Annotated in this window: 21 protein-coding genes; 14 read left to right on the top strand and 7 right to left on the bottom strand. The window is 50.1% G+C overall.

Annotated elements, in window-relative coordinates; translation table 11 throughout:
- Window positions 1–63: 63 nt before the first annotated feature.
- The 5 genes from JMW05_RS01435 (at window position 64) to JMW05_RS01415 (ending at window position 6,574) form a co-directional block, all read left to right on the top strand.
- Window positions 64–1,866 (top strand): extracellular solute-binding protein, encoded by a 1,803-nt coding sequence (locus tag JMW05_RS01435; protein ID WP_201505473.1) that lies wholly within the window; start codon window positions 64–66, stop codon window positions 1,864–1,866.
- Between the two features lie 142 nt (window positions 1,867–2,008).
- The gene (gene gloB / locus JMW05_RS01430) at window positions 2,009–2,788 is read left to right on the top strand and encodes a hydroxyacylglutathione hydrolase (RefSeq protein WP_201503648.1); all 780 of its coding nucleotides are present in this window, start codon (window positions 2,009–2,011) and stop codon (window positions 2,786–2,788) included.
- A 66-nt stretch (window positions 2,789–2,854) separates the two neighbouring features.
- The gene (locus JMW05_RS01425; RefSeq protein WP_201503647.1) at window positions 2,855–3,916 is read left to right on the top strand and encodes a microcin C ABC transporter permease YejB; all 1,062 of its coding nucleotides are present in this window, start codon (window positions 2,855–2,857) and stop codon (window positions 3,914–3,916) included.
- Window positions 3,916–4,932, top strand: coding sequence for an ABC transporter permease (locus tag JMW05_RS01420; protein WP_201503646.1), 1,017 nt, complete (start codon window positions 3,916–3,918; stop codon window positions 4,930–4,932). Before JMW05_RS01425 ends, JMW05_RS01420 begins: the two co-directional genes overlap by 1 nt.
- A 1-nt stretch (window position 4,933) precedes the next feature.
- Window positions 4,934–6,574 (top strand): dipeptide ABC transporter ATP-binding protein, encoded by a 1,641-nt coding sequence (locus tag JMW05_RS01415; RefSeq protein ID WP_227691390.1) that lies wholly within the window; start codon window positions 4,934–4,936, stop codon window positions 6,572–6,574.
- Between the two features lie 83 nt (window positions 6,575–6,657).
- Here JMW05_RS01415 and folE read toward each other — a convergent pair whose 3' ends face one another.
- Window positions 6,658–7,254 (bottom strand): GTP cyclohydrolase I FolE, encoded by a 597-nt coding sequence (gene folE, locus JMW05_RS01410; protein ID WP_201503645.1) that lies wholly within the window; start codon window positions 7,252–7,254, stop codon window positions 6,658–6,660.
- A gap of 392 nt (window positions 7,255–7,646) precedes the next feature.
- Between folE and JMW05_RS01405 the strand changes: the two genes are divergently transcribed.
- Entirely contained in the window at window positions 7,647–8,465 is an 819-nt protein-coding gene (locus JMW05_RS01405; RefSeq protein WP_201503644.1) for an enoyl-ACP reductase FabI, read from the top strand.
- A 186-nt stretch (window positions 8,466–8,651) separates the two neighbouring features.
- On the top strand, window positions 8,652–9,338 hold the full coding sequence (locus JMW05_RS01400; RefSeq protein WP_201503643.1) for a YoaK family protein: 687 nt from the start codon (window positions 8,652–8,654) through the stop codon (window positions 9,336–9,338).
- Between the two features lie 191 nt (window positions 9,339–9,529).
- Here JMW05_RS01400 and JMW05_RS01395 read toward each other — a convergent pair whose 3' ends face one another.
- On the bottom strand, window positions 9,530–9,691 hold the full coding sequence (locus JMW05_RS01395) for a hypothetical protein (protein WP_201503642.1): 162 nt from the start codon (window positions 9,689–9,691) through the stop codon (window positions 9,530–9,532).
- A gap of 432 nt (window positions 9,692–10,123) precedes the next feature.
- On the opposite strand from JMW05_RS01395, the gene JMW05_RS01390 reads away from it, so the two are divergent.
- Entirely contained in the window at window positions 10,124–11,545 is a 1,422-nt protein-coding gene (locus JMW05_RS01390; protein WP_201503641.1) for an SLC13 family permease, read from the top strand.
- A gap of 95 nt (window positions 11,546–11,640) precedes the next feature.
- Here JMW05_RS01390 and JMW05_RS01385 read toward each other — a convergent pair whose 3' ends face one another.
- A complete protein-coding gene (locus tag JMW05_RS01385; protein WP_201503640.1) occupies window positions 11,641–12,807 on the bottom strand; it encodes a ribosomal protein uL16 3-hydroxylase in 1,167 nt (388 codons plus the stop codon).
- Window positions 12,808–12,985: 178 nt separating this feature from the next.
- Between JMW05_RS01385 and JMW05_RS01380 the strand changes: the two genes are divergently transcribed.
- Entirely contained in the window at window positions 12,986–13,171 is a 186-nt protein-coding gene (locus tag JMW05_RS01380; RefSeq protein WP_199507950.1) for an NF038104 family lipoprotein, read from the top strand.
- A gap of 151 nt (window positions 13,172–13,322) precedes the next feature.
- On the opposite strand, the gene purB is transcribed toward JMW05_RS01380, so the two are convergent.
- Window positions 13,323–14,720 (bottom strand): adenylosuccinate lyase, encoded by a 1,398-nt coding sequence (gene purB / locus JMW05_RS01375; protein WP_201503639.1) that lies wholly within the window; start codon window positions 14,718–14,720, stop codon window positions 13,323–13,325.
- Between the two features lie 158 nt (window positions 14,721–14,878).
- Window positions 14,879–16,093: a tRNA 2-thiouridine(34) synthase MnmA gene (gene mnmA / locus JMW05_RS01370; protein WP_201503638.1), complete on the bottom strand. Its 1,215-nt coding sequence runs from the start codon at window positions 16,091–16,093 to the stop codon at window positions 14,879–14,881.
- Window positions 16,094–16,314: 221 nt separating this feature from the next.
- Here mnmA and ispF point away from each other — a divergent pair, with 221 nt between their 5' ends.
- From ispF to JMW05_RS01345, 5 genes are all read left to right on the top strand, one after another.
- A complete protein-coding gene (gene ispF / locus JMW05_RS01365) occupies window positions 16,315–16,809 on the top strand; it encodes a 2-C-methyl-D-erythritol 2,4-cyclodiphosphate synthase (protein WP_201503637.1) in 495 nt (164 codons plus the stop codon).
- A gap of 172 nt (window positions 16,810–16,981) precedes the next feature.
- The gene (gene grxD / locus JMW05_RS01360) at window positions 16,982–17,323 is read left to right on the top strand and encodes a Grx4 family monothiol glutaredoxin (protein WP_199507946.1); all 342 of its coding nucleotides are present in this window, start codon (window positions 16,982–16,984) and stop codon (window positions 17,321–17,323) included.
- A 194-nt stretch (window positions 17,324–17,517) separates the two neighbouring features.
- Window positions 17,518–18,069: a hypothetical protein gene (locus tag JMW05_RS01355; protein ID WP_227691389.1), complete on the top strand. Its 552-nt coding sequence runs from the start codon at window positions 17,518–17,520 to the stop codon at window positions 18,067–18,069.
- A gap of 202 nt (window positions 18,070–18,271) precedes the next feature.
- Window positions 18,272–20,170 (top strand): tRNA uridine-5-carboxymethylaminomethyl(34) synthesis enzyme MnmG, encoded by a 1,899-nt coding sequence (mnmG, locus tag JMW05_RS01350; protein WP_201503636.1) that lies wholly within the window; start codon window positions 18,272–18,274, stop codon window positions 20,168–20,170.
- Between the two features lie 387 nt (window positions 20,171–20,557).
- Window positions 20,558–21,517: an AEC family transporter gene (locus tag JMW05_RS01345; protein ID WP_201503635.1), complete on the top strand. Its 960-nt coding sequence runs from the start codon at window positions 20,558–20,560 to the stop codon at window positions 21,515–21,517.
- A gap of 106 nt (window positions 21,518–21,623) precedes the next feature.
- Here JMW05_RS01345 and JMW05_RS01340 read toward each other — a convergent pair whose 3' ends face one another.
- Window positions 21,624–21,764 carry a hypothetical protein gene (locus JMW05_RS01340; protein ID WP_201503634.1) on the bottom strand — a complete coding sequence of 47 codons (141 nt, stop codon included), beginning with the start codon at window positions 21,762–21,764 and terminating at the stop codon, window positions 21,624–21,626.
- A gap of 48 nt (window positions 21,765–21,812) precedes the next feature.
- Window positions 21,813–22,814, bottom strand: coding sequence for an LLM class flavin-dependent oxidoreductase (locus JMW05_RS01335; RefSeq protein ID WP_201503633.1), 1,002 nt, complete (start codon window positions 22,812–22,814; stop codon window positions 21,813–21,815).
- Window positions 22,815–22,829: the final 15 nt, after the last annotated feature.

Raw genomic sequence — 22,829 nt, 5'->3', positions numbered from 1 at the left:
GTTCAAGCCAATAAAACCAAACAAACGTCGCTCACAGATTATGGGCGACGTTTTTTGTGGGCAATGGGACTTGGCTGGGCATTGTTTGGCGGGGCAGTCCATGCTGCGCCCATCACCACCACGGTTTTGGCATTGAACAGCACCACCGAATACGCCAACGCGCCGCATTTACCTTATGCCAATCCCAATGCGCCAAAAGGCGGCACATTGTCGTTGCAAGCGCGCGGTACGTTTAATAGCGCCAACAAGTGGATGACCACCGGCGTGGCAATGATTGGCACGGATTATCTGTACGACACCTTAATGACAGGCTCGCTCAATGAAGCCTTTACGATGTACCCGCAGCTTGCCAACAAAGTCACCTATGACCCTGATGATGCCAGTTGGATTATTTATCATATTGACCCAAAAGCGCGGTTTTGGGATGGCAGTGCGGTGACTGCACAGGATGTGAAAGCCACGTTTGATGCGCTACTCACCCAAGGGCAGATGTCCGTGCGCAGCTATTTGAGCGCGGTAAAAGAAGTGCAAGTGCTGGATAAGCAGCGAGTAAAGTTTGTGTTTAATGGGGCGGACAATACAGAGATTGCGCTAACGGTAGGTCAGTTTCCCGTTTTTGCCAAAAGCTCGATTGATACCGACTTTGAAAAAATAACGTTGACACCGTTACTCGGCAGTGGTCCGTACCGTTTGGGCAAGGTAGACGTTGGGCGCTCGGTCAGCTATGAGCGCGACCCCAACTACTGGGGCAAAGACTTGATGGTCAACCGTGGTCGCTATAACTTTGCTAGGATTAAATTTGTTTATTACCAAAGCGATGAGGTTGCCTTTGAAGGTTTTAAATCAGGGCAATACCGCTTTCGTGTCGAAAATAGTGCGGCTAATTGGACATCGGGCTACAACTTTCCTGCCATGCGCGCCAATATGGTGGTCAAAGAGCCGATAGCCGACCATAACCCTGTGCCAATGCAGGGCATCATCATGAACCAGCGTCGCCCTTTGTTCCAAGATATCCGCGTTAGGCAAGCACTGACCAAGGTATACGACTTTGAATGGATGAACAAAGCACTGTTTCACAATCAATATGAGCGCTTGCAGAGCTTTTTTTATGGCTCAGAACTAGAAGCGAAAGGCACACCCTCAGCAGCAGAGATGGTGGTATTACAGCCGCTGTTGCCAAGTCTTGAGCCGATTCAGCGTCAGGCGGTGTTAAAAGAATGGCAGCTGCCCAAAAGTGAGGGCGATGGCTTTAATCGCAAGCAGCTGTTAGAGGCGCGTCAGTTGCTGCTTGATGCAGGCTTTTATTATCAAGACATGAAGCTGTATCAGCCTGATGGTACGCGGGCAAGTATTGAAATCTTGTTAGCTGGCGATACATTAACGCGTGTTGCTTTATTTTATGTGCGCAATTTGCAACGTTTGGGTTTTGATGCAAAGGTGCGCCAAGTCGATGAGCCGCAATATATCGAGCGTATGCGCCGCTTTGATTATGATATGGCGGTGGATGTCTTTGCCCAAAGTCTTTCGCCTGGTGCGGAGCAATTTGCTACATGGGGCAGTCCAGCGGCAGATGAAGTCGGTAGCCAAAACACGATAGGGATTAAAAATCCTGCTATTGACACGGTCATCGACAAGTTGGTCCATGCGCAAACGCGAGAAGAGATTGTCTTATACACGCACGTGTTAGATCGCTTGCTGCGCGCGGGGTATTACTTAGTACCTTTATACGGCACGCCTGTCACGCGGGTAGCGTATTGGGATGAGTACCGTCACCCCGACACGCTGCCGACCAACGCGATTGGTATCGATTATTGGTGGGTAGATAAAGCAGCTGAGCAGCGCGTGAATAATTATCTGACACGCTAAGCTTGAGCCTGTCGTATACCGCCTTATTGCTATGCCAGTAGTAGCGGCAAACCAGCCTGCCCAGATACCATTTACTAATGTACTGTGCGCCAAAGTTTGCTAGGGTAGGCAGCAAACATCAAAAGGGTAAGGATTTTTTAAAATGAGTATTCGTATACAGCCAGTAAACGCCTTAAAAGACAACTATATCTGGATTATTATTAATGACAGCAATGGGCAAGCCATCATCATTGACCCTGGTGAGGCAGCGCCAGTCATCAACTATTTGACCGAGCAGAGCTTGGAGCCTATCGCCATTTGGATTACCCACCGTCACTACGACCATGTGGACGGCGTGGCTGAGCTGCAAGAGACCTATCCCATGATTCATGTGGTCGCGCACAGCGAGCACCCAGTCACCGCCGACCAGACCATCAAAGATGGCAGCACGGTCAATGCGTGGGGACGTACAGCGCAGGTCTGGGGTACAGAAGGGCACACAGAGCATCACGTCAGCTATATCCTAGATGTGGATGGGCGCGCACATTGCTTTTGTGGTGACACGCTGTTTAGTGGCGGCTGTGGTCGTATATTAAGCGGTACGGCGGAGATGCTCTATAACAGCCTGAGCCGCTTAAGTGAGCTGCCTGACGATGCGCTGTTGTATCCTGCACACGAATACACCGCTGCCAATCTGCGCTTTGGTCGCACGATTGAGCCTGAGAACGCCGCCATACAGCAAGCGCTCATCGACGCGACCGAAAAGACCGAGCAGCATATCCCCACGCTGCCTGTGACAGTGGCGCACGAGCAAGCGATTAATGTGTTTTTACGCACCGACGAGGACAGCGTGATTGCGGGCGTTGAGGCAAAAACACAGCTGCCCGACACCCGTCCTGTGACGGTATTTGCCGCACTGCGGGCGCTCAAAGACAACTTTTAGGCAAACAAGGCGAGTGCTACGCGCGTGGCCATAAGACAATAAAGACCATACATAAGGTGAGAGGCGATGGGGCGTTATGTCATAAAAAGACTGCTGTTGATACTGCCGACGCTGTTTTTGATATTGCTGGCAAACTTTGTCATTGTACAAGCCGCACCTGGCGGTCCTGTCGAGCAGCAGATTGCGATGATTGAGCAGGGACAAAAGCAGCAAGCGAGCATGAAAAGTGCAGGCGGCGGCACAGCGCAGCAGACGTATCAAGGCACGCGCGGGCTCTCTGAAGAGATGGTCGAGAGCATTAAAGCGCAATATGGTTTTGATAAGCCTGCCCCTGAGCGCTTTTGGCTGATGCTCAAGAGCTATGCGCAGCTGGACTTTGGCACATCGTTTTTTAAAGGGCAAAGCGTCACGGACTTAATCTTAGAAAAAATGCCTGTATCGATATCCTTGGGGCTGTGGAGTACGCTGCTCATTTATTTGATTGCGATTCCCTTAGGTATTTATAAAGCCTGTCATCATGGCTCAAGTATGGACAAGCTGAGCGCGCTGATATTGGCTATCGGTCATGCGATACCTGTGTTTGTGTTTGCGGTGATTTTGCTGGTGTTTTTTGCTGGCGGCAGCTATTTTAATTGGTTTCCGCTACAAGGCTTGACCTCAGAGAACTTCGATCAGCTCTCAGTGCTTGGCAAAATCAAAGATTATTTTTGGCATTTGGCACTGCCTTTACTTGCCAGTACGGTGGGCGGTTTTGCGGGGCTGACGTATCTGACCAAGTTCAGCTTTTTAGAAGAGCTGGGCAAGCAGTATGTACTGACGGCGCGCGCAAAGGGACTGGGCGAGCGGCAAGTGCTGTATGGGCATGTGTTTCGCAATGCGATGCTGATTATTATCGCAGGCGTACCTGCGGCGATTGTGGGTATCTTTTTTACAGGCAATTTTTTGATTGAGATTATCTTTAAGCTCGATGGCTTAGGGCTGCTGGGCTTTGAGGCGATTCAACAGCGCGATTATCCAGTGATATTTGGCACGCTGTTTATTTTTACTTTGGTTGGGCTGGTATTGCAGCTGATTAGTGATGTCAGCTATCACTTGATTGACCCTCGCATTGACTTTGAGGAGCGCTGATGGCCAATCCAATCTGGCAGGCGCGCCGTCAGCGCTTTTATCGTAACCGTTTGGGTATGGTTTCCCTTGGGCTGTTTATGCTGATATTTGTGCTGTGTATGGCGGTGAATGTGATTGCCAATGACAAGCCGTTATGGGTGCAGTATCAAGGGGCGTATTATTTCCCCGTAATGACGGCGTATCCTGAGACCACGTTTGGCGGGGTATTTGAGACCGAAGCCAACTACAAAGACCCTGCGGTGCAAAGCCTGATCAATAGCGATGGCTACTATGTGATGCCGCCGATTGCCTTTGGCGACCAGACGCCCAATCTGGCATTGGGGCAGACGTATCCTGCGCCGCCCAATGCACAAAACTGGCTGGGTACGGATGATATGGGGCGCGATGTGCTGGCGCGCATCTTGTATGGCATGCGTGTCTCGCTGTTGTTCGGCATCGCGCTGACGCTGGCAGGCTCGGTGATTGGTATCATTATCGGTGCGATACAAGGCTATTATGGCGGTCTGGTAGATTTGATTGGTCAGCGCTTTATGGAAGTCTGGGGCGGGATGCCGCAGCTGTTTATGATTATTATTTTGGTCAGCTTGTTTAGCCCCAGTATCGGTGTGCTGTTTGCCATGATGCTGCTGTTTGGCTGGATGGGGCTGGTCGGTCTGGTGCGCGCAGAGTTCTTGCGCGCGCGCAATTTTGATTATGTACGCGCCGCACGCAATTTGGGCGTGTCAGATTTTCAGATTATGCGCCGCCATATTTTGCCCAATGCGCTGGCATCAAGCTTATCGCAGCTGCCGTTTATTTTGACCGCCAATATCATCGCGCTGACGTCGTTGGACTTTTTGGGATATGGCTTGCCGCCTGGTTCGCCATCGCTTGGTGAGCTGATGGTGCAGGGTAAAGACAACCTTGAAGCGCCGTGGCTGGCACTGTCAGGATTTTTTAGTTTAACCTTGGTATTGTCGTTATTGATTTTTATTGGTGAAGCATTGCGTGATGCGTTTGACCCAAGGCGGATGTGATATGAATAGGCAAGCGGCAACTTCAAAATCCCCCGTCGTACTGACGGTCGATAATCTGAGCATCCATACACCAAGTCAGCAGCCATTGGTGACGGGGCTGTCTTACACACTATCGGCAGGGCAGACGCTGGCGCTGGTCGGCGAGTCAGGCTCGGGAAAGTCGCTCTCAAGCCTTGCGCTACTTGGGCTGTTGTCCAAAGACTTGCAAGTGCGTGGGCACGTTGCGCTTGCGAATGTGGGCGCAGTGGACATCAGCAATCAAGGGGCAGATGTGTTTGCCAAGTCGGTACGCGGTCAGCGCATCGGGATGGTGTTTCAAGAACCCATGACGGCGCTAAATCCGCTGCATACGGTGGCAAAGCAAATCGCCGAGGCGCTAAGACTGCGCGGCGTGCCCAAAAAAGAGTGGCGCGCTGAGACTTTGGCGCTTTTAAAAGACGTCAATATCAGTGACGCCGCAGACAAGCTAAGCCGCTATCCGCATGAGCTGTCAGGCGGACAGCGGCAGCGGGTGATGATTGCGATGGCGCTGGCAGGACGCCCCGATATCCTAATTGCGGATGAGCCGACCACCGCGCTCGATGTGACCTTGCAGCACGAGATATTGCGCTTGCTTGCAACCCTGAAAGCGCGCTATCAGATGTCGCTACTGCTTATCAGTCATGACTTAAACCTCGTGCGTCATTACAGCGATACGCTGATGGTATTACGCGATGGGGCGGTGGTTGAGGCGGGTCTTACAAAAAGTATCTTTGCCAATCCGCAGGCGGACTACACGCGCGCCTTGATTCATCAAGATTTTGGGCAGGCGCTAGCGCTTAGTGACGTACCCGAAGCGCACAGCGCGCCGCTGTTATTAACCAAAGACTTACAAGTAAAATTCCCCGCCAAAAAGACCCTGTTTGGTACGGTCTCCAATTGGTTTTCGGCTGTCAACGGGCTGGATATGACTCTATACACAGGGCGTGCGCTGGGCATCGTGGGCGAGTCTGGCTCAGGCAAAACCACCACCGCGCTGGCATTGTGCCGCCTGCTCAGCAATCAAGCGCGCATCACAGGCGAGGTCGCTATTGACCAGCAGGACGTGACCGCGCTTAGCAAACCGGCTTTGCGCCGCTTTCGCGCGACCGTGCAGATGGTGTTTCAAGACCCCTTTGCCAGTATCAATCCGCGTATGACGGTGGCGCAGATTGTCGAGGAGGGTTTGTTGGTACACGGGGTGAGTAAACCCATGCGCCAGACAGCGGTCATTGATGCGCTGCAAACCGTACAGCTGCCAGAAGCGTTTCGGCACCGCTATCCGCATGAGTTGTCAGGCGGACAGCGGCAGCGGGTGGCGCTCGCACGCGCGCTGGTAATGAAGCCCAAACTACTGATACTCGATGAGCCCACCTCGGCGCTTGATAGCAGCACGCAAGTCACTGTCGTCAACCTGCTGCGCAAAATTCAAGCCGAGCAAAACATCAGCTATGTGTTTATCAGTCATGACCTTAGCGTGGTGCGCGCTTTGTGCCAGCATATCATGGTGCTAAAAGACGGGGCACTTGTAGAAGCAGGAACGACCGAAGCGCTGTTTAATGCGCCCAAAGCCGCCTATACCAAAGCCTTGCTACAGGCAAGCAGCACGCCTGAAAACGCATAAATGAGACAAACTGCCATAAAAAAAGGACACGCATTGTGGTGTCCTTTTTCTTTGTGCTTTTATTTAACCGTAATAGGGAACGCTTACAGTGACGGTTGACGCTTAGGCACCGCGCCTAAGAACTCATTACGCGCTTGCACATCATGGACGAACTCGCCCAGCATCGCGGTGCTACGGGTGGTCGAGTGCTGCTTGTTGACCCCACGCATCATCATACACATGTGCGCGGCATCCATGACCACCGCCACGCCGCGACAGCCCGTGATATCCATGATAGTCTGCGCGATTTGTTCGCTAAGATTTTCTTGAATCTGCAAGCGGCGCGCGTACATATCGACGATACGCGCAAACTTTGATAAACCCAAAACCTGACCATTTGGCAAATAGCCGATATGCGCCACACCGTGAAAGGGCAGCATATGATGTTCACACAGTGAATAAAACTCAATATTTTGTACCAAAACCAGCTCGCGGTTACTCGATGGGAACACCGCATCATTCACCACGTCGCTTAGGTTTTGATGATAGCCTTGAGTCAGATAGCCAAAGGCCTTTGCCGCGCGCTCAGGGGTATCTAGCAGACCAGGGCGCTCTAAGTCTTCGCCAGTCGACTCAATCAGCTGACGATAAGACTCAATACTTTGTTGATAATCTGAAGCGATTGTTGGGGTATTACTCATAAGTTTGGCAGCCATCCAAAATGTGGGTACAGCTTAGCGGTAAATCCTATTTTGTAAAGGATTTTTGTAAAAATTGTGCAAGCTTCGGAACAGGGCGATTATACTTGAAATTTGCTCAACTTCATACCACTGTGCGCCCCCTTGTCTGTGCAGCCTTTGGCAGAAGACCGCTGCGCGCTGGATAGGCGAGTGTGTAACGCCTACAAAACGGCGCGCAACTTGGCAGGTACAGTTTACGAGTGTTTACCTAACTGAATTTGTGTATAATAGGGCGCGTTGACTTACACATGAAACGATAGATAGATTGTTGTACTTTTTACTTGTTTTTTTATCGTGATTTTCATTTTTAACCCGCTTACCGAAGCTGTGCTATCGGTCAATCAGGAGCTATTATGCTACTACAAGGACAACGTTTTGTCGTAACAGGCATCGCCAGCAAACTCTCTATCGCATGGGCGATTGCAGAAGCATTGCACCGTGAAGGGGCGTCTTTAATCTTGACCTATCCCAATGAAAAAATCAAAAAACGGGTCGATATGGCAGCAGAGCACTTCGAAGCGGAAATGGTGCTTGAATGTGACGTGGCATCAGACGACTCTATCGCGGCGTGCTTTGAGCAAGTGGCGGGTCACTGGGGTGACGGGATCGATGGCGTCGTGCACGCGATTGGTTTTGCCCCGATGGATCAGCTGGACGGCGACTTTACCAATGCCACCACGCGTGAAGGCAGCCAAATTGCGCACGACATCTCAAGCTATAGCTTTGTCGCACTCGCAAAAGCAGGACGTGAGCTGCTTGCCAAACGCAATGGCTCTATGCTGACCTTGACCTATGAAGGCAGCATCTCTGTATTGCCAAACTACAACGTCATGGGCATGGCAAAAGCCAGTTTAGAGGCCAGCGTGCGCTACCTTGCAGCCTCAATGGGCGGCGAAGGCATCCGCGTCAACGCCATCTCAGCAGGTCCTATCCGTACGCTTGCGGCAAGTGGCATCAAGTCTTTCCGCAAAATGCTCGACATCAGCGAAAAAATCGCACCGCTACAGCGCAATGTGAGCCAAATGGAAGTGGGCAACGCTGCCTTGTTCCTATTGTCACCATGGGCATCAGGCATCACAGGTGAGATTTTGTTCGTAGATGCAGGCTTTAACACCGTTGCTATCAGCGAGCAGCTGATGATGATGGAAGACGCACAGCCAGCAGCAGAGTAAGCGCGCAGGTTTGGTGATGTAAAAAAGGCAGCCATTGTGCTTGCCTTTTTTATTGCCTGTCAATTTATTGAGTACCAAAGCCTACTGAGGTACAGCCACGACCCATCAGACCAAAAACCCTTAGTGAGAATAAGGTATACTGTGTCGGTTTAGTCCAGCGTATACCAATGCCTGAGGGTGGTCACGATGATTACAAAGTTACCAAGATGGATATTGTGGGGCGGCGCGATACTTGCCTTTAGTGCAGGCTGCGTGAATACCGCCGCACTGATGGGCTTTACCAAACTCTCAGTGTCACACGTCACGGGCAACGTCAGTCTGTTCGCAGCGGCTATCGCGCACTTTGATGTGTACAGCGTATTGTATATCGGCGCATCGCTACTGGCATTTTTAACAGGGGCAATTGTCAGCGGCTTTGTCATCGGGCAGACTTCATTAAAGCTGGGTCGCCGCTATGGGCGCGCACTGTATATCGAGGCGCTGCTTTTGTTTATCAGCTATTGGCTGTATCAAGAGCATGATTATTTGGGGCAATTGACGGCGGCAATGGCGTGCGGGCTACAGAACGCGATGATTGCCACTTATAGCGGTGCGGTGATTCGTACCACGCATCTGACGGGCTTAACCTCAGATATGGGCGCCGCGATTGGCAACTGGCTGGCAGGGCGCGATATCAGCAAGCCGACATTGGCATTTCAAACCATCATTTGGTACTGCTTTTGTGCAGGGGCGGTGCTGGGCGCATTTTTGTACGCGCATATCGGTTATGCTGCGCTTTTAGTGCCCAGCAGCATTGTTCTGATAGCGGCTCTATTATATAGCGCGGCGTCTGAACATTTACCCGAAACGCGCACACGTAATAAATCTTCTTAATGGTACAAGTTAGCTTGACCACAGCGAATATTTATAATGTCAAATAATAAAGTTAATTTTACTTTTTTGATGATTATAGACAATAAAAAATAGCGAGAAAGGACAGCTTTACAGCGTTTCTCGCTACTTCTTTTGAATCTGTTGCTGTTTTTAATAAACGCTATTGACCCTCAGTAGATGAAGATGGAATATTATTCCTCATCTTCGCTGTCGCTGTGGTCTTCATGCTCATGCATGCCTTGCATCATATCAAGGGCAGAGTCTTGGGTATGCTGCTGGTCTTCTTTTGCCAAACCGTCTTGATTGATGTCTTTGCGTGCCATTTTGGTGGTTTGGTCTGTCTTGTTGTCCATGAGAGGCTCCTAATTATTATTGTCAGTGCGCCAGTATCTTTGTGGTACAAAGCGCATCGAAGTATATAAGCCATAAAATTTCAGCTTATATATCAGCCATTTAAGTATGTGCTATCTTAAATTGCTTGTACAGTGGTAAAAAAGCGCTGTTTTATAGCTTTATGTAACGATAAACTGTACGACTTTTGGCTGATATTCAGTCACAAAATACATCACCCTTTATCATTTGGATGAAATATGGCTATAGGGCAGATTCATACACATGTAAGTAGTGCGTCAGTCAACATAATTCTGATATGATGATGCACCCACACTGCGTGCTGATTGCGCTGTATGCGTCTTGCTCATACTGTACGCCATTTTAAACCACTGATAAAAAAGGGGTTGATACTCTTGCAGAGTGGGAAAACTCTGAGTCTATAAGGATATGCTATGTCAGAAAAAAAATTAGACAGTCATTTGCCAGACGATGGCAATGAGTATTTGTTTACCGATACCTTTCCAAAAGGTACCGTTAAAGGTCTGGTCATCGCTATTATTGCGGCGATTGTCAGTGTTGTTTTATACCAAGTCTTGCCGTTTGAAGACAGTGCCAACAAGGGACTGGCGCTATTGGTATTTATTGGTACGTTGTGGTTAACAGAAGCATTGCACGTGACCATCACAGCACTGCTCGTGGTCGTGGTCGGCGCACTCATCGGTATTCCTGATTTTGATGCCAAAACAGGATTACAAAGCTTTGCTAACCCTATTATTTATCTGTTTTTTGGTGGCTTTGCACTTGCTGCAGCCCTACACGTACAGCAGTTGGACAGAAAAATTGCTCTAAAAATCTTATCGATGGCAGGCGGTAAGCTCAGTACAGCGGTACTGCTTATCTTTGGGGTGACGGCGTTCTTATCCATGTGGATATCGAACACGGCGACCACAGCGATGATGTTGCCTTTGGCGCTCGGTATTTTGACACAAGTCGACCGTGAAAAAGACCGTGGCACGTTCGTATTCGTACTGCTCGGTATTGCGTATTCGGCGAGTTTGGGCGGTTTGGGTACGATTGTCGGCTCACCACCGAACGCGATTGCGGCGAAGGCACTGGATATCGCCTTTGTCGATTGGATGAAGTTTGGTATCCCAATGATGCTGGTGCTGTTGCCTGTATTGCTCGGTGCGATGTATGTGGTCTTAAAACCCAATCTAAATCGTAAGATGGAGATGGTCGAGGATGACCATATTCCATGGAACAAGCCGCGTGTCGTGACGATTATTGTCTTTGTCGCCACTGCCGCAAGCTGGATATTGTCAAAGCAAATTGGCGAAGCGTTTGATATCGCGGATACCGATGCCATCATTGCGCTACTTGCCGCCGTTGCTGTGGTCAGCTTTGGCTTGGTATCGTGGAAGCAAGTGTCTGACAATACCGACTGGGGCGTGCTCATGCTGTTCGGGGGTGGTATCGCGCTCTCAGACATTTTGAAAACCTCAGGTGCGTCTTTAGCACTTGGCGAGACGGTTGCCAGTGGTCTGTCAACTGCGCCGCTACTAGTGGTGATGCTCGCGATTTCAGCATTCATTATCTTCTTGACCGAGTTTGCGTCGAACACCGCATCAGCGGCGCTACTGGTACCTGTATTCGTCGCGATTGCAGAATATATGGGTCTGCCAAGCGAAGTGTTGGTATTGATTATTGGTATCGGTGCATCGTGTGCTTTCATGCTACCTGTAGCAACGCCGCCAAACGCGATTGTGTTTGGTACAGGTCTCATCAAGCAAAGCGAGATGATGCGTGTCGGTATGGTATTGAATATCATCTCGACAGTTATCGTCGGGATGTGGGCATATTTCTTCTTGCTCTAAACCGCTGAGTCATAACGCGATAACGCAATAAAAAACCGATAGTCAAAATGGCTATCGGTTTTTTTATGGGCAAGGCTTAAATCAGACAGAGAGCGTTATTCGCCCGCGTCTAGCCAAATCCAGCCGTTCTCGAGCCATTCATCGAGCGCGTCATTGTCGAGCGTGGCAACGTCATTGGCGTTGAGGCTGTCACCATCGGCTAAGCGCTGAAGTAGCGCGGCGGCGGTATCATCCAGCCCATCGAGGCGCTGACCATTGGCATACAGCTGCACGCCCGTGTCTGTCTGTGTGTACAGCAAGCGGCTGCTGTAGTCAGGACGTAAGACAGCGCCCTCGGCAAGGGTATCTTTGACTTCATCGCTGCTCAGCATCTCCTCAGGAATGAGCACATCATAGCCACGCTTACTCACCACTTCGCAAATGGCTTGGCGCAGTAGCGTTTGTCCTGCCTCTGATTGCATCATGGCTAGGAGCTGCGTTTGCATCGCGTCAATGCTGTTTTGACTGAGTACGCCTGAGGGCTGCGTACTTTGCGGTAATAGCATAGGCACAAATAGGCTGGGGTCGTTGGTCGCCATATCGGCAAAGCTGTCGATAATCTGCATGAGGTTCGGACGGCGGCAGCCAAATGAAAAGGTCAGGCAGTCGTCTGCTGCCACGCCATAATGTGACAGTTTGGGCGGCACATACAGCACGTCGCCTGCGTCTAACACCTCATCAAAAATAATCTCGCCCATGTCATCGAATACGCGGATGGGCTCGCCTGCGACAAACTCGGTCGTTTCATCACAAAATTTGCCCAGCTGCCAGCGGCGCTGCCCGTAGCCTTGCGCCAAAAACACATCGTAGTCGTCATAATGCTTGCCAACCGAGCCGCCTTTTGGTGCGTAGGACACCATGATGTCATCGCGCTGCCACTGCGGAATGTAGTCAAAGGCTTGCCACAACGCGCCAAGCTCAGGCGACCACTGCTCCATATTTTGTACCAAGACCGTCCATGTGGCTGGCAAGTTATCAAAGTCGCTCTCGTCAAGCGGGCTTTTTTTCATTTGCCAAACGCCATCTGCCGCACCTTGACGCTCGGTAAGCAAACGTGCGTTGGCTTCTTCATCTATTGCCAAGCCTAAGACATCTTCAGGCTCAAACATATTTGCCAGTTGGGGCAAGCCTTGTTTAATGAGTAATGGCTTTTTTTGCCAATAGTCACGTAAAAAAATCTCAGGTGTGATGCCATCGGGCAAACATAGCGGAAAGGTCGTCATAGTCATATCCATGAATGGTCAAAATAAAAAATCAGCTGGCAAAGGGATAATAAAGATAGGGCATAAAAAAGAGGGGCAGTCGGGGCAATTTGCCACTTTAGAAAAGCGTATCAATGGTTTATGATTGATAGCCGGCGTCATGCCCGCACTGCGTTACTTCATTATTTATAGGATCGTTATGAAAAAAGTATCCGTCGTCATGCTGCTGGTCAGCACATTGTTCTTACAAGCCTGTGTCCATAAAGTGGTCACCGTCCCTGTAAAAATCGCCTACAAAACAGGCAAAGGACTGGTCAAAGGCACCGTCGCGGTCGCCAAAGCCGTCACCCCAGGCGGTGATGATAAGGACGACGACAAAGACTAACGCCTTATCTTTATTTATACGCTACATTTTTAAGCCATCTTATCACAACGGGCATACCCAATCAGGTATGCCCGTTTTGTCTTTTACTTATTTAGTCTCATTGATGCTCGGCACATTCACGCCCGAGCATCAATGACAAACCCTTTGGCGATTAGCCGTTCAGTTTAGCCAGCCACTCATGGATAGCGTTGGCTTGCGCTTCGGCGTTACCTGTGTAAGTCGCAGGCATCATATCGCGTAGACGGATTTTGTCCGCATCGCTGACTGCTGACAGCTCATCGCTTTCTACGAATGCGAGCATCGCTTCACGCGTCATCGCGTTACCACGGGTCAGCGCTTTGAGTTTCTCATACGGGTTTTCAACGCGGTAGCGGCGCATCACAGTCTGGATAGGCTCTGCCAAGACTTCCTGCGCGTCGTTGAGATCTGCGTTTAGGCGCGCTGGGTTGACTTCGAGTTTGCCGATACCTTTTAGACACGCGTCATAGGCAATCATGCTTTGCGCCAAGCCCACACCGATGTTACGCAGTACGGTTGAGTCCGATAGGTCGCGCTGCATACGTGAAATAGGCAGTTTTTCGCCAAGGTGCGCCAGCATCGCATTGGCGACACCAAGGTTGCCTTCTGAGTTTTCAAAATCAATTGGGTTGACTTTGTGCGGCATGGTTGATGAACCGACTTCGCCTTCTTTTAGGCGCTGCTTGAAATAGCCCAAGCTGATGTATTGCCAAACGTCACGGTTAAAGTCAATCAAGATGGTGTTAAAGCGCTTGACCGCATCAAACAGCTCCGCGATATAGTCGTGCGGCTCAATCTGCGTGGTGTATGGGTTAAAGCTCAAGCCCAAGCGCTCAGTAATAAAGGCTTCGGCGTGCGCTTGCCAATCCACATCAGGATAGGCAGATAGGTGCGCGTTGTAGTTACCGACCGCGCCATTGATTTTGCCCAGCAATTCGACTTCCGCGCTTTGCTTAACTTGACGGGCAAGGCGGTAAGCGACGTTTGCCATCTCTTTACCCAGCGTGGTTGGGCTGGCGGTTTGACCGTGGGTGCGTGACAGCATAGGCTGCGCTGCGTGCGTGGTCGCAAGATCAGCGATGGCATCGGTGATTTGCTGCATTTTTTGTAGTACCACAGTGCGGCTGTCTTTGAGCATCAATGCATATGATAGGTTGTTGATGTCTTCACTGGTGCAGGCAAAATGGATGAACTCTAGTGAGTCTACCAATGCTGGCTGACCACGGAACTGATCTTTAATAAAGTACTCGACCGCTTTCACATCGTGATTGGTGGTCGCTTCGATGTCTTTGATTTGCTGCGCGTCCGCTTCGCTAAACTCATCAACAATACGGTTCAAAAAGGTATTGGTCTCGTCATCAAATGCAGCCAACTCGCCGATAGCGTCATTGTCCGCTAGGGCTTGTAACCAACGAATTTCAACAGTCACACGCGCTTTAATCAGACCAAACTCAGACAAGTAAGGACGCAAGCTGTCAGCTTTAGACGCATAGCGCCCATCAATGGGAGAGAGTGCGGTAAGTGGGGTCATGGTATTGCCTTTGAATTATCAAAAAAATGAATGAAAGCCGAATACGGTACGATTTTTCGGCGCAATTATAGCAAAAAAAGACGCAAAAAAGGCAGCAATCATGGGATTGTCTGCCTATTATTGTGCCCAAAAATAGGCAAAAAAGCGTGAAACAGTATTTATAACGTTCGCGGGGCATTAATATCAGAAATCACGCCGCCGCCTAAGCACACTGCGCCCCTATAAAATACTGCCGACTGTCCAGGGGTGACCGCACGTTGCGGCTCATCAAAGACCACCCGCACATTGCTGCCTGTGTCATCAAGGGCAAAGACGCGGCACGCTTGGTCAGGCTGGCGATAGCGGGTTTTTGCCATGCAGTACAGCCCGTCTTCGCTAAAGATAGCCGCTGGCGGCTGGCACGCGACCCAATCCATCTTATAGGCGGTCAGCTCGGTGCTTTGGAGCATTGGGTGGTCATGACCTTGACCGACGATTAAGCGGTTGTTTTCCAAGTCTTTGGCAAGCACAAACCACGGCTCTTCAGGGCGATTTTTGACCCCGCCAATGCCAATGCCGCCGCGCTGACCGAGTGTGTAATACATCAGCCCGTCATGCTGCCCAATCACGTGACCATCATCAGTGACGATGTCGCCATTTTGTGCGGGCAAATACTGCTGTAAAAAGTCTTTAAAGCGGCGCTCACCAATAAAGCAAATGCCCGTGGAGTCTTTTTTCTTGGCGGTGATTAAGTCGTGCGCCTCAGCAATCTTGCGTACTTCAGGTTTTTCTAATTCGCCAACGGGAAATAAAGTTTTGGCGATTTTGTCGCCGCCGACCGCATGCAAAAAGTAACTTTGGTCTTTATTGGTATCAAGTCCGCGTAGCAGCTGCGCGGTGGTCACGTCATCATTTGTCTCGTTGGTACTGCGGCGGGTATAATGACCTGTGGCGATATAATCCGCGCCTAGCGTCAGTGCATAATCCAAAAACGCCTTGAATTTGATTTCTTTATTACACAAGATATCAGGATTCGGCGTGCGTCCCGCTTGGTATTCGGCTAAAAAATGCTCAAAGACGCGATCCCAATACTCCATTGCAAAGTTGGCGGTATGTAGCGGAATGCCAATTTTGTCGCACACCGCTTGTGCGTCTGCCAAGTCTTCCATCGCGGTACAGTATTCGGTGCCGTCGTCTTCTTCCCAGTTTTTCATAAACAGCCCTTCGACCACGAAGCCTGCTTCTTTTAATAGCACAGCAGAGACCGAAGAGTCGACGCCGCCTGACATACCGACGATGACGCGTGTTTGCTGCGGATTTGCGATATCAGACAGATTGAGGGCGGGGCGGGCAGAGATGGGGCTTACAGATTGCGCGGCGATGATAGCTGACATAAACTGGCTCAACAACTTATGATAAAATAAGCGTCCTATTATACCAGTTAATGCAGGCGTGTTGAACAGACGAGCGTGCTACGGCGAGTGCGCGTTTGCTTCTGCTTACTTTGTTATGGCGCAGTATCGGTCCTATGTATTTATCAATACTGTTTTTGCTGCCATACGCTTGTACATTAACGCCAAACATCCGTTACGGAATAACAAAAAGAGGAATTGCCATGATAAAAATCGGTCAGGGTATCGATGTACACGCCTTTCATAACAGTGGCGAGCAGCAACAATACGTGGTGCTGGCGGGCGTGCATATCGAGCACAGCCACAGTTTGCTTGCGCATTCAGATGGCGATGTGGTGCTACACGCCTTGGCAGATGCACTGCTCGGCGCGTTGGCAATGGGCGACATTGGGCAGCATTTTCCCGATACCGATGCCAATAACGCGGGGCTGGATTCGCGCATTCTTTTGCGCTACGTGTATGGCAAAATATTAGAAGCAGGCTATGTGCTTGGCAATGCTGACATGACCATCATGTGTGAGCGTCCGAAAATCGCGCCGTACAATCAAGCGATGCGCGACAACATCGCCGCCGACCTGCAAGTCGATGTCAGTAACATCAGCGTCAAAGCCACCACCAGCGAAAAGCTGGGCTTTACAGGTCGCCAAGAAGGCATTATGGCGAGCGCCGTGGTACTATTGACGCCAAAACCCGTATAATCGGGCAGGTTTGTACCCGTGCTGCGCCGTCTCTGTATTTTTATAACGGCGTATCCTTGTAATCTTTTGGCGTCTGCCCCATGTAACGCATAGCCAGCGCCAGTAAGACTGCCCATTTTTACTATCAATTTTTTGATACGTTTTACCCAAAAGCCATCATTAAGGAGCTTTTATGAGCGATAACACGCCAAACACCGACGTCGAACAAATGATTCGTAACCAAATCAAAGAAAACAAAGTATTGCTGTACATGAAAGGCACGCCGCAGTTCCCGCAGTGTGGTTTTTCTGCCAAAGCGATTGAAGTATTGACTCAAGTGGGTCGTCCTTTTGCCTTTGTAAATATCTTAGAAAACCCAGAAATCCGCGCCACCTTGCCACAAATCGGCAACTGGCCAACATTCCCGCAGCTATGGATTGACGGCGAATTGATGGGCGGCTCGGACATCATCTTGCAGATGTATCAGTCAGGCGAGCTAAAGCCATTGATTGAGGCAAACAGCCCAGCAGCGTAATATTCGCGAGCCTAATAAAAAGCCCAAGTCGCCATAATGTGCGTCTTGGGTTTTTTTATTGCCTTGCCTTTCGTGACCTCTGCCCTTATATAAAGCAAATAAGCCAAGCGTCGATGCTTACTGATTGTTTTTACAGCAATTTTTTGGCACGCGCGCTTCTTGTTAGCCGATCATACGAATAAAAAGAGAGATTTATGAGACAAGATACTGCCAATACCCAGCCAGACGCCACCGACCACGACAATCAAGCAGACGCACTCTTGGCGGCGCGCCGTGCGCGGATGCAAGATGCTTCTGCTGCCATTATTGAGCTTGCTGAAAACGAGCCGCATTCCTCATTAAAATGTATTCATAAACTGAGCGTGGCGGGCGGGGCAACGGAAAAGACGTATAGCGCCATTCATTCGCGCATCGTCACCGACCAAGATGCGGCGGGCGCGTATCACTTGACCTTGATTGCCCAAAGTGCGCTCGATTTGCCGATTGATATTCGTCAGCTCGTGGATATTGTGATTGCTGAGGGCGACAACCATCAGCGCTTATCGCTCTTAAAAAATCTGCCTGTACCGCCTGTCGCTGAGATTCAAAAGGCGATTGTCGATAGCGGTGATACCGATGCCGCACGTGTGCTCGAAGATTACTTAAAAGACAATCCAGAAGGATTGGGCAGCGCCTATATGAATGCTAAAGAAGAGCAGATTGTGCCGCTAAGCGATCCCAATGCCCAAAACACGCCGTCTGCGTAATATTTTGGATAACCAAATAAAGTGGCGATACAAGCAAAGCACGTAGCGCAATATTTGCCAAAGCTATGTTTATCAGTCATAAAAATTGTTATAATAATCGGTTACTTGGAATAAGCTGGCGTGGTGACGCGCGGCGATTGGTTTTTATCAGCTTAAATAAGGGCGCATAGCCGCGTACCTCATTTAAACAAGCGAGGCAGATATGCAATACCCAAAACATTATGACGTGGTGGTCATCGGCGGCGGTCATGCTGGCACAGAGGCAGCACTGGCGGCGGCACGTATGGGCGCACAGACCCTGCTTTTGACACACAATATCGAGACGCTGGGGCAGATGAGCTGCAACCCTGCGATTGGCGGTATTGGTAAGTCGCATCTGGTGCGTGAGATTGACGCGCTTGGCGGCGCAATGGCGCTGGCGACGGACAAGGCGGGCATTCAGTTTCGGGTATTGAACAGCCGTAAAGGTGCGGCGGTACGTGCCACTCGCGCGCAGGCAGATCGTATTCTCTATAAAGCGGCGATTCGCCATACGCTAGAAAACCAGCCGAACCTTGATTTGTTCCAGCAAGCCGCCGATGATATTTTGGTTGAAAATGGTCGAGCCGTGGCGGTAGTGACCTCGACAGGTATTGTCTTTAGAACCGAAACCGTCGTCTTGACCTCAGGCACATTCTTGGGCGGTGTGATTCATATCGGTCTAGAAAATTCGCACGGCGGTCGCGCAGGTGACCAGCCCGCGATTAAACTGGCAGATCGTTTGCGCGAGCTAAAACTGCCCGTCGGTCGCCTAAAGACAGGCACGCCCGCGCGTATCGATGCGCGTAGCGTGGACTTTAGCGTTATGACCGTCCAGCCTGGCGACACGCCGCTGCCTGTCATGAGCTATATGGGCAGCACCGAGATGCACCCGCAGCAGGTCAACTGCTACATTACGCATACCAATGCGCGTACGCACGACATCATCCGTGACAATCTCGACCGCTCGCCGATGTTCTCAGGCAAAATCGAAGGCGTGGGTCCGCGTTACTGCCCATCGATTGAAGACAAAATTCACCGCTTTGCTGATAAAGACAGCCACCAAATCTTTATCGAGCCTGAAGGCTTGACCACGCACGAGCTGTACCCTAATGGTATCTCGACCAGCCTGCCGTTTGATGTGCAGCTTGACTTTATTCATAGCATGAAAGGGCTTGAGAACGCACACATCACCCGCCCAGGCTACGCGATTGAGTACGATTATTTTGACCCGCAAAGCCTCAAGCCCACGCTTGAAACCAAGTCGATTGAGCGCTTGTATTTTGCAGGACAGATTAATGGCACGACAGGCTATGAAGAAGCGGGCGTTCAAGGCTTGCTGGCGGGTACCAATGCCGCGCTGGTGACCACCAACAATCCTGACTACGACACATGGACGCCGCGCCGCGATCAAGCGTACTTGGGCGTACTCGTTGATGACCTTATCACCCACGGCACCAATGAGCCGTACCGTATGTTCACGAGCCGCGCTGAATACCGTTTGCTACTGCGTGAAGACAACGCCGATCAGCGTCTGACCGAGATTGGGCGCAAGCTTGGCTTGGTGGACGATGCGCGCTGGCAAGCCTATCAAGACAAAATGACCGCGATTGACAATGAGTCCGCGCGTCTAAAAGCACTCTGGGCGACGCCAAGCAATGACTTGGGGGCAAAGCTGACCGACACCACAGGTGAAGTGTTGTCAAAAGAATCGACCGCCTATGATTTGCTCAAACGTCCGCAGATCAACTTTAGCGACATCGCCAGCATCACCGATTCGGATGTGGCAAATGACGTGGGCGAGCAGATTGAAATCTCTGTCAAATACGCAGGCTACATCGACCGTCAGCAAGAAGACATCGAGCAAATGAAGCGTCTAGAGAATACCGCGCTGCCTGTTGATTTTGACTACAGTGCCGTATCTGGTCTGTCTAATGAAATCGTACAAAAGCTCAGCCACGTGCGCCCAGCTACTTTGGCGCAAGCAGGGCGCGTGAGTGGTGTGACGCCAGCGGCGGTACAGCTGCTCGCCATGACCCTCAAAAAACACAAAAAAGCTAAGGCTGCGCTACAAACTTCCTAAACTTATGCGCGCCCATGAGCGCGTCATATGCCTTATACTAAAAAGAATCCAATCGTGATGACCTGATATTTCCATGTATCAGGTCATTATTTTTTGATTTTTTACTGCAATCTTCTTGCTCCTCAAGAAAATATACACCAAGGATAGGCTGTTTTTCTGCTACTTTGAATGCCTTTTTTTATTGTTTTAATAAAAATATATTGTGCTGCTGTTATTTAAATTTATAAATAATTATTGTGCCTTTTTTATTTTAAAAATTTTTCAGGGTATTTTTTATTTTTGGTCGTTATGAATACTTGTATGCGTTCTTAATGGGTGGGTGATGCAGTTTCGCGCGATATCTTGCCGTATCGTTTTTGATGACCGCCTGCTACGTTTGAGTATCTTATGACTGAAGCCATTATTTTTGCCATAACCATTGTTTTTCCCAACCTGTTTTTGATGGCGCTTGGGGTGTTTATGCAAAAAAAAGGCGAGGTCGGTCCCACCTTTATTGACCAAGCGTCCAACTTTGTCTTCACTTACTGCTTGCCGTGTTTGCTGTTCTTTAGCGTGGTGGACAGCGAGGTGGATTATGGCAAACAGCTGACCTTGATTGCTGCAGGGGTGCTGGTAACCATGCTGCTGTTTTTTGGTGGCGAGCTGTATGCCAAGCGCTTTATACGTGACCCTGCGGATCAAGGGGTATTCGTCCAAGGCGTGTTCCGTAGCAACATGGCGATTATTGGGCTGGCAACCATTGACAATGCCTATGGTTCGACAGGACTCAGTATCGGCGCGGTGTATATGGGTGTGGTGACGATACTGTTTAATATCTTGGCGGTGATTACGCTAAGCCGCGTCTCTAAAAGTGCTGAGGACACATGGGTCAGCCGCAGCACTATGGTCATCAAAAAAATCTTTACCAACCCATTGATTATCGCATTGGTATCCGCGTTTGTGTATAAGGCATTGCCATTACCGCCGATTAGCGGCGTGATTCATACCACAGGCGACTTGCTGGCGGGCGTGGCGTTACCGCTTGCCCTGATTTGTGCGGGTGCGAGCATCAATGTCAAATCCATGCTGCATTTATCAGGCGTGTCCATGCAGTCGAGCATCGGTCGCATTGTCATTGCGCCTTTGGTGGCGATTGCTATCGGCTTATTGTTTGGGTTAAGTGGGGTGCATCTGGGCGTGTTGTTCTTGATGGTGGCATCACCTGCTGCGGCTGCCAGTTATGTGATGGCAAAAGCAATGGGCGGCAATGAGGTGTTGGCAGCCAATATCTTGGCGTTTACGACTATCTTTTCGTTATTTGGTATGGCGATTGGTGCGGCGATATTGCGCTCAATGGGCTTAATATAAATAGAGTCTGATTGTTATGGTTTAATCTAAATTTACTTTTTTCATTAATAAAAAAGCCCACGCTTTTAATAAAGCATGGGCTTTTTATGTACTAGGCTTCTTAATTTTATAAGCCGTCTTCTTTGTCTTGCTGTATTTTTTTACGTTGACCACTTTTATAAGTCAAATAGCCACCGATAATCATGACCACAAGAACAGCTAAAATATAAAAGAAGATGGTCGAACCAATAAAAGGGGAGGCTTCCATAATTATTATCCTATCGTTGTTTTTTTATTATTATGCAAGCCGACCCCGCTATTGTAAAGTAAACAAATTTAACTGAGGTACGAGTGCCAAGGAGCGCAGACGAGCGGCTTGGTCATGTACGTTTGCCGTCACAATTAGCTCATCAGGCTGATGGGTATTGATGAACGCTTCTAATTTGGGACGTACTGTCTCAGGACTGCCGATAAATGACACAGACAGCGCACGTTCCACCATCATACGCTCAGCATCGCTCCAAATAGCGCTCATGTCGTTGGTCGGGCGCGGAATTTGCCCTGTCTCGCCACGGCGCAAACGTACAAAGCTCTGCTGTGCGGAGGTAAAGTGATAGTGCGCGCTATCGTCATCATCTGCTAAGAGCAGGTTGGCGGCAATCATCACATAGGGCTTGTCTAAGTAGGCAGATGGCTGAAACTGCTCGCGATAGGTCTGAATGGCGTGCGTCAGCATATCAGGGGCAAAGTGCGAGGCAAAGGCGTACGGCAAGCCAAGATGCGCGGCTAGGGTTGCGCCAAATAAAGACGAGCCAAGTATCCAGACAGGGATTTTAGAATCGGTACCTGGATAGGCGTGCACGTGCCCACGCGTGCCATCGTCGTTGAGATAGTGTAACAGCTCCTGCACGTCCTGCGGGAAGCGCTCAGCGTCTTTATGCTGACGGCGCAGTGCCTGAAACGTCGCGCTATCAGTACCTGGCGCGCGCCCTAAACCCAAATCAATACGGTCGCCATACAGCGCTTGCAAAGTGCCGAACTGTTCAGCGACCACCAGTGGCGCATGGTTTGGCAGCATCACGCCACCTGAGCCAATACGGATGCGCTCAGTCTGTGCGCCAATGTGTGAGAGCAGCACCGCCGTTGCTGCACTGGCAATCCCAGGCATGTTGTGATGCTCCGCGAGCCAATAGCGGTTTAAACCCACAGCTTCGGCTTGTTTGGCAGCGGCAACGGTCTGTGCGATGCCTTCAGCGGTGCTGCTGCCTTCAGGAACGGGCGCGAGGTCCAAAAATGATAAAGGAATGGTGTTTGTCATAAATTATCCAATCGT

Origin of the sequence: Psychrobacter aestuarii (assembly GCF_904846035.1) — a bacterium.
GTDB classification, from domain to species: domain Bacteria; phylum Pseudomonadota; class Gammaproteobacteria; order Pseudomonadales; family Moraxellaceae; genus Psychrobacter; species Psychrobacter aestuarii.
This window is presented reverse-complemented; position numbering and strand designations above follow the sequence as displayed.

Excerpts from the sequence above, each read along its gene's own strand:
- JMW05_RS01435 (WP_201505473.1), top strand. The coding sequence starts at position 64 with ATGGGACTTGGCTGGGCATTGTTTGGCGGGGCAGTCCATGCTGCGCCC.
- gloB (WP_201503648.1), top strand. The coding sequence starts at position 2,009 with ATGAGTATTCGTATACAGCCAGTAAACGCCTTAAAAGACAACTATATC.
- JMW05_RS01425 (WP_201503647.1), top strand. The coding sequence starts at position 2,855 with ATGGGGCGTTATGTCATAAAAAGACTGCTGTTGATACTGCCGACGCTG.
- JMW05_RS01420 (WP_201503646.1), top strand. The coding sequence starts at position 3,916 with ATGGCCAATCCAATCTGGCAGGCGCGCCGTCAGCGCTTTTATCGTAAC.
- JMW05_RS01415 (WP_227691390.1), top strand. The coding sequence starts at position 4,934 with ATGAATAGGCAAGCGGCAACTTCAAAATCCCCCGTCGTACTGACGGTC.
- folE (WP_201503645.1), bottom strand. The coding sequence starts at position 7,254 with ATGAGTAATACCCCAACAATCGCTTCAGATTATCAACAAAGTATTGAG.
- JMW05_RS01405 (WP_201503644.1), top strand. The coding sequence starts at position 7,647 with ATGCTACTACAAGGACAACGTTTTGTCGTAACAGGCATCGCCAGCAAA.
- JMW05_RS01400 (WP_201503643.1), top strand. The coding sequence starts at position 8,652 with ATGATTACAAAGTTACCAAGATGGATATTGTGGGGCGGCGCGATACTT.
- JMW05_RS01395 (WP_201503642.1), bottom strand. The coding sequence starts at position 9,691 with ATGGACAACAAGACAGACCAAACCACCAAAATGGCACGCAAAGACATC.
- JMW05_RS01390 (WP_201503641.1), top strand. The coding sequence starts at position 10,124 with ATGTCAGAAAAAAAATTAGACAGTCATTTGCCAGACGATGGCAATGAG.
- JMW05_RS01385 (WP_201503640.1), bottom strand. The coding sequence starts at position 12,807 with ATGACGACCTTTCCGCTATGTTTGCCCGATGGCATCACACCTGAGATT.
- JMW05_RS01380 (WP_199507950.1), top strand. The coding sequence starts at position 12,986 with ATGAAAAAAGTATCCGTCGTCATGCTGCTGGTCAGCACATTGTTCTTA.
- purB (WP_201503639.1), bottom strand. The coding sequence starts at position 14,720 with ATGACCCCACTTACCGCACTCTCTCCCATTGATGGGCGCTATGCGTCT.
- mnmA (WP_201503638.1), bottom strand. The coding sequence starts at position 16,093 with ATGTCAGCTATCATCGCCGCGCAATCTGTAAGCCCCATCTCTGCCCGC.
- ispF (WP_201503637.1), top strand. The coding sequence starts at position 16,315 with ATGATAAAAATCGGTCAGGGTATCGATGTACACGCCTTTCATAACAGT.
- grxD (WP_199507946.1), top strand. The coding sequence starts at position 16,982 with ATGAGCGATAACACGCCAAACACCGACGTCGAACAAATGATTCGTAAC.
- JMW05_RS01355 (WP_227691389.1), top strand. The coding sequence starts at position 17,518 with ATGAGACAAGATACTGCCAATACCCAGCCAGACGCCACCGACCACGAC.
- mnmG (WP_201503636.1), top strand. The coding sequence starts at position 18,272 with ATGCAATACCCAAAACATTATGACGTGGTGGTCATCGGCGGCGGTCAT.
- JMW05_RS01345 (WP_201503635.1), top strand. The coding sequence starts at position 20,558 with ATGACTGAAGCCATTATTTTTGCCATAACCATTGTTTTTCCCAACCTG.
- JMW05_RS01340 (WP_201503634.1), bottom strand. The coding sequence starts at position 21,764 with ATGGAAGCCTCCCCTTTTATTGGTTCGACCATCTTCTTTTATATTTTA.
- JMW05_RS01335 (WP_201503633.1), bottom strand. The coding sequence starts at position 22,814 with ATGACAAACACCATTCCTTTATCATTTTTGGACCTCGCGCCCGTTCCT.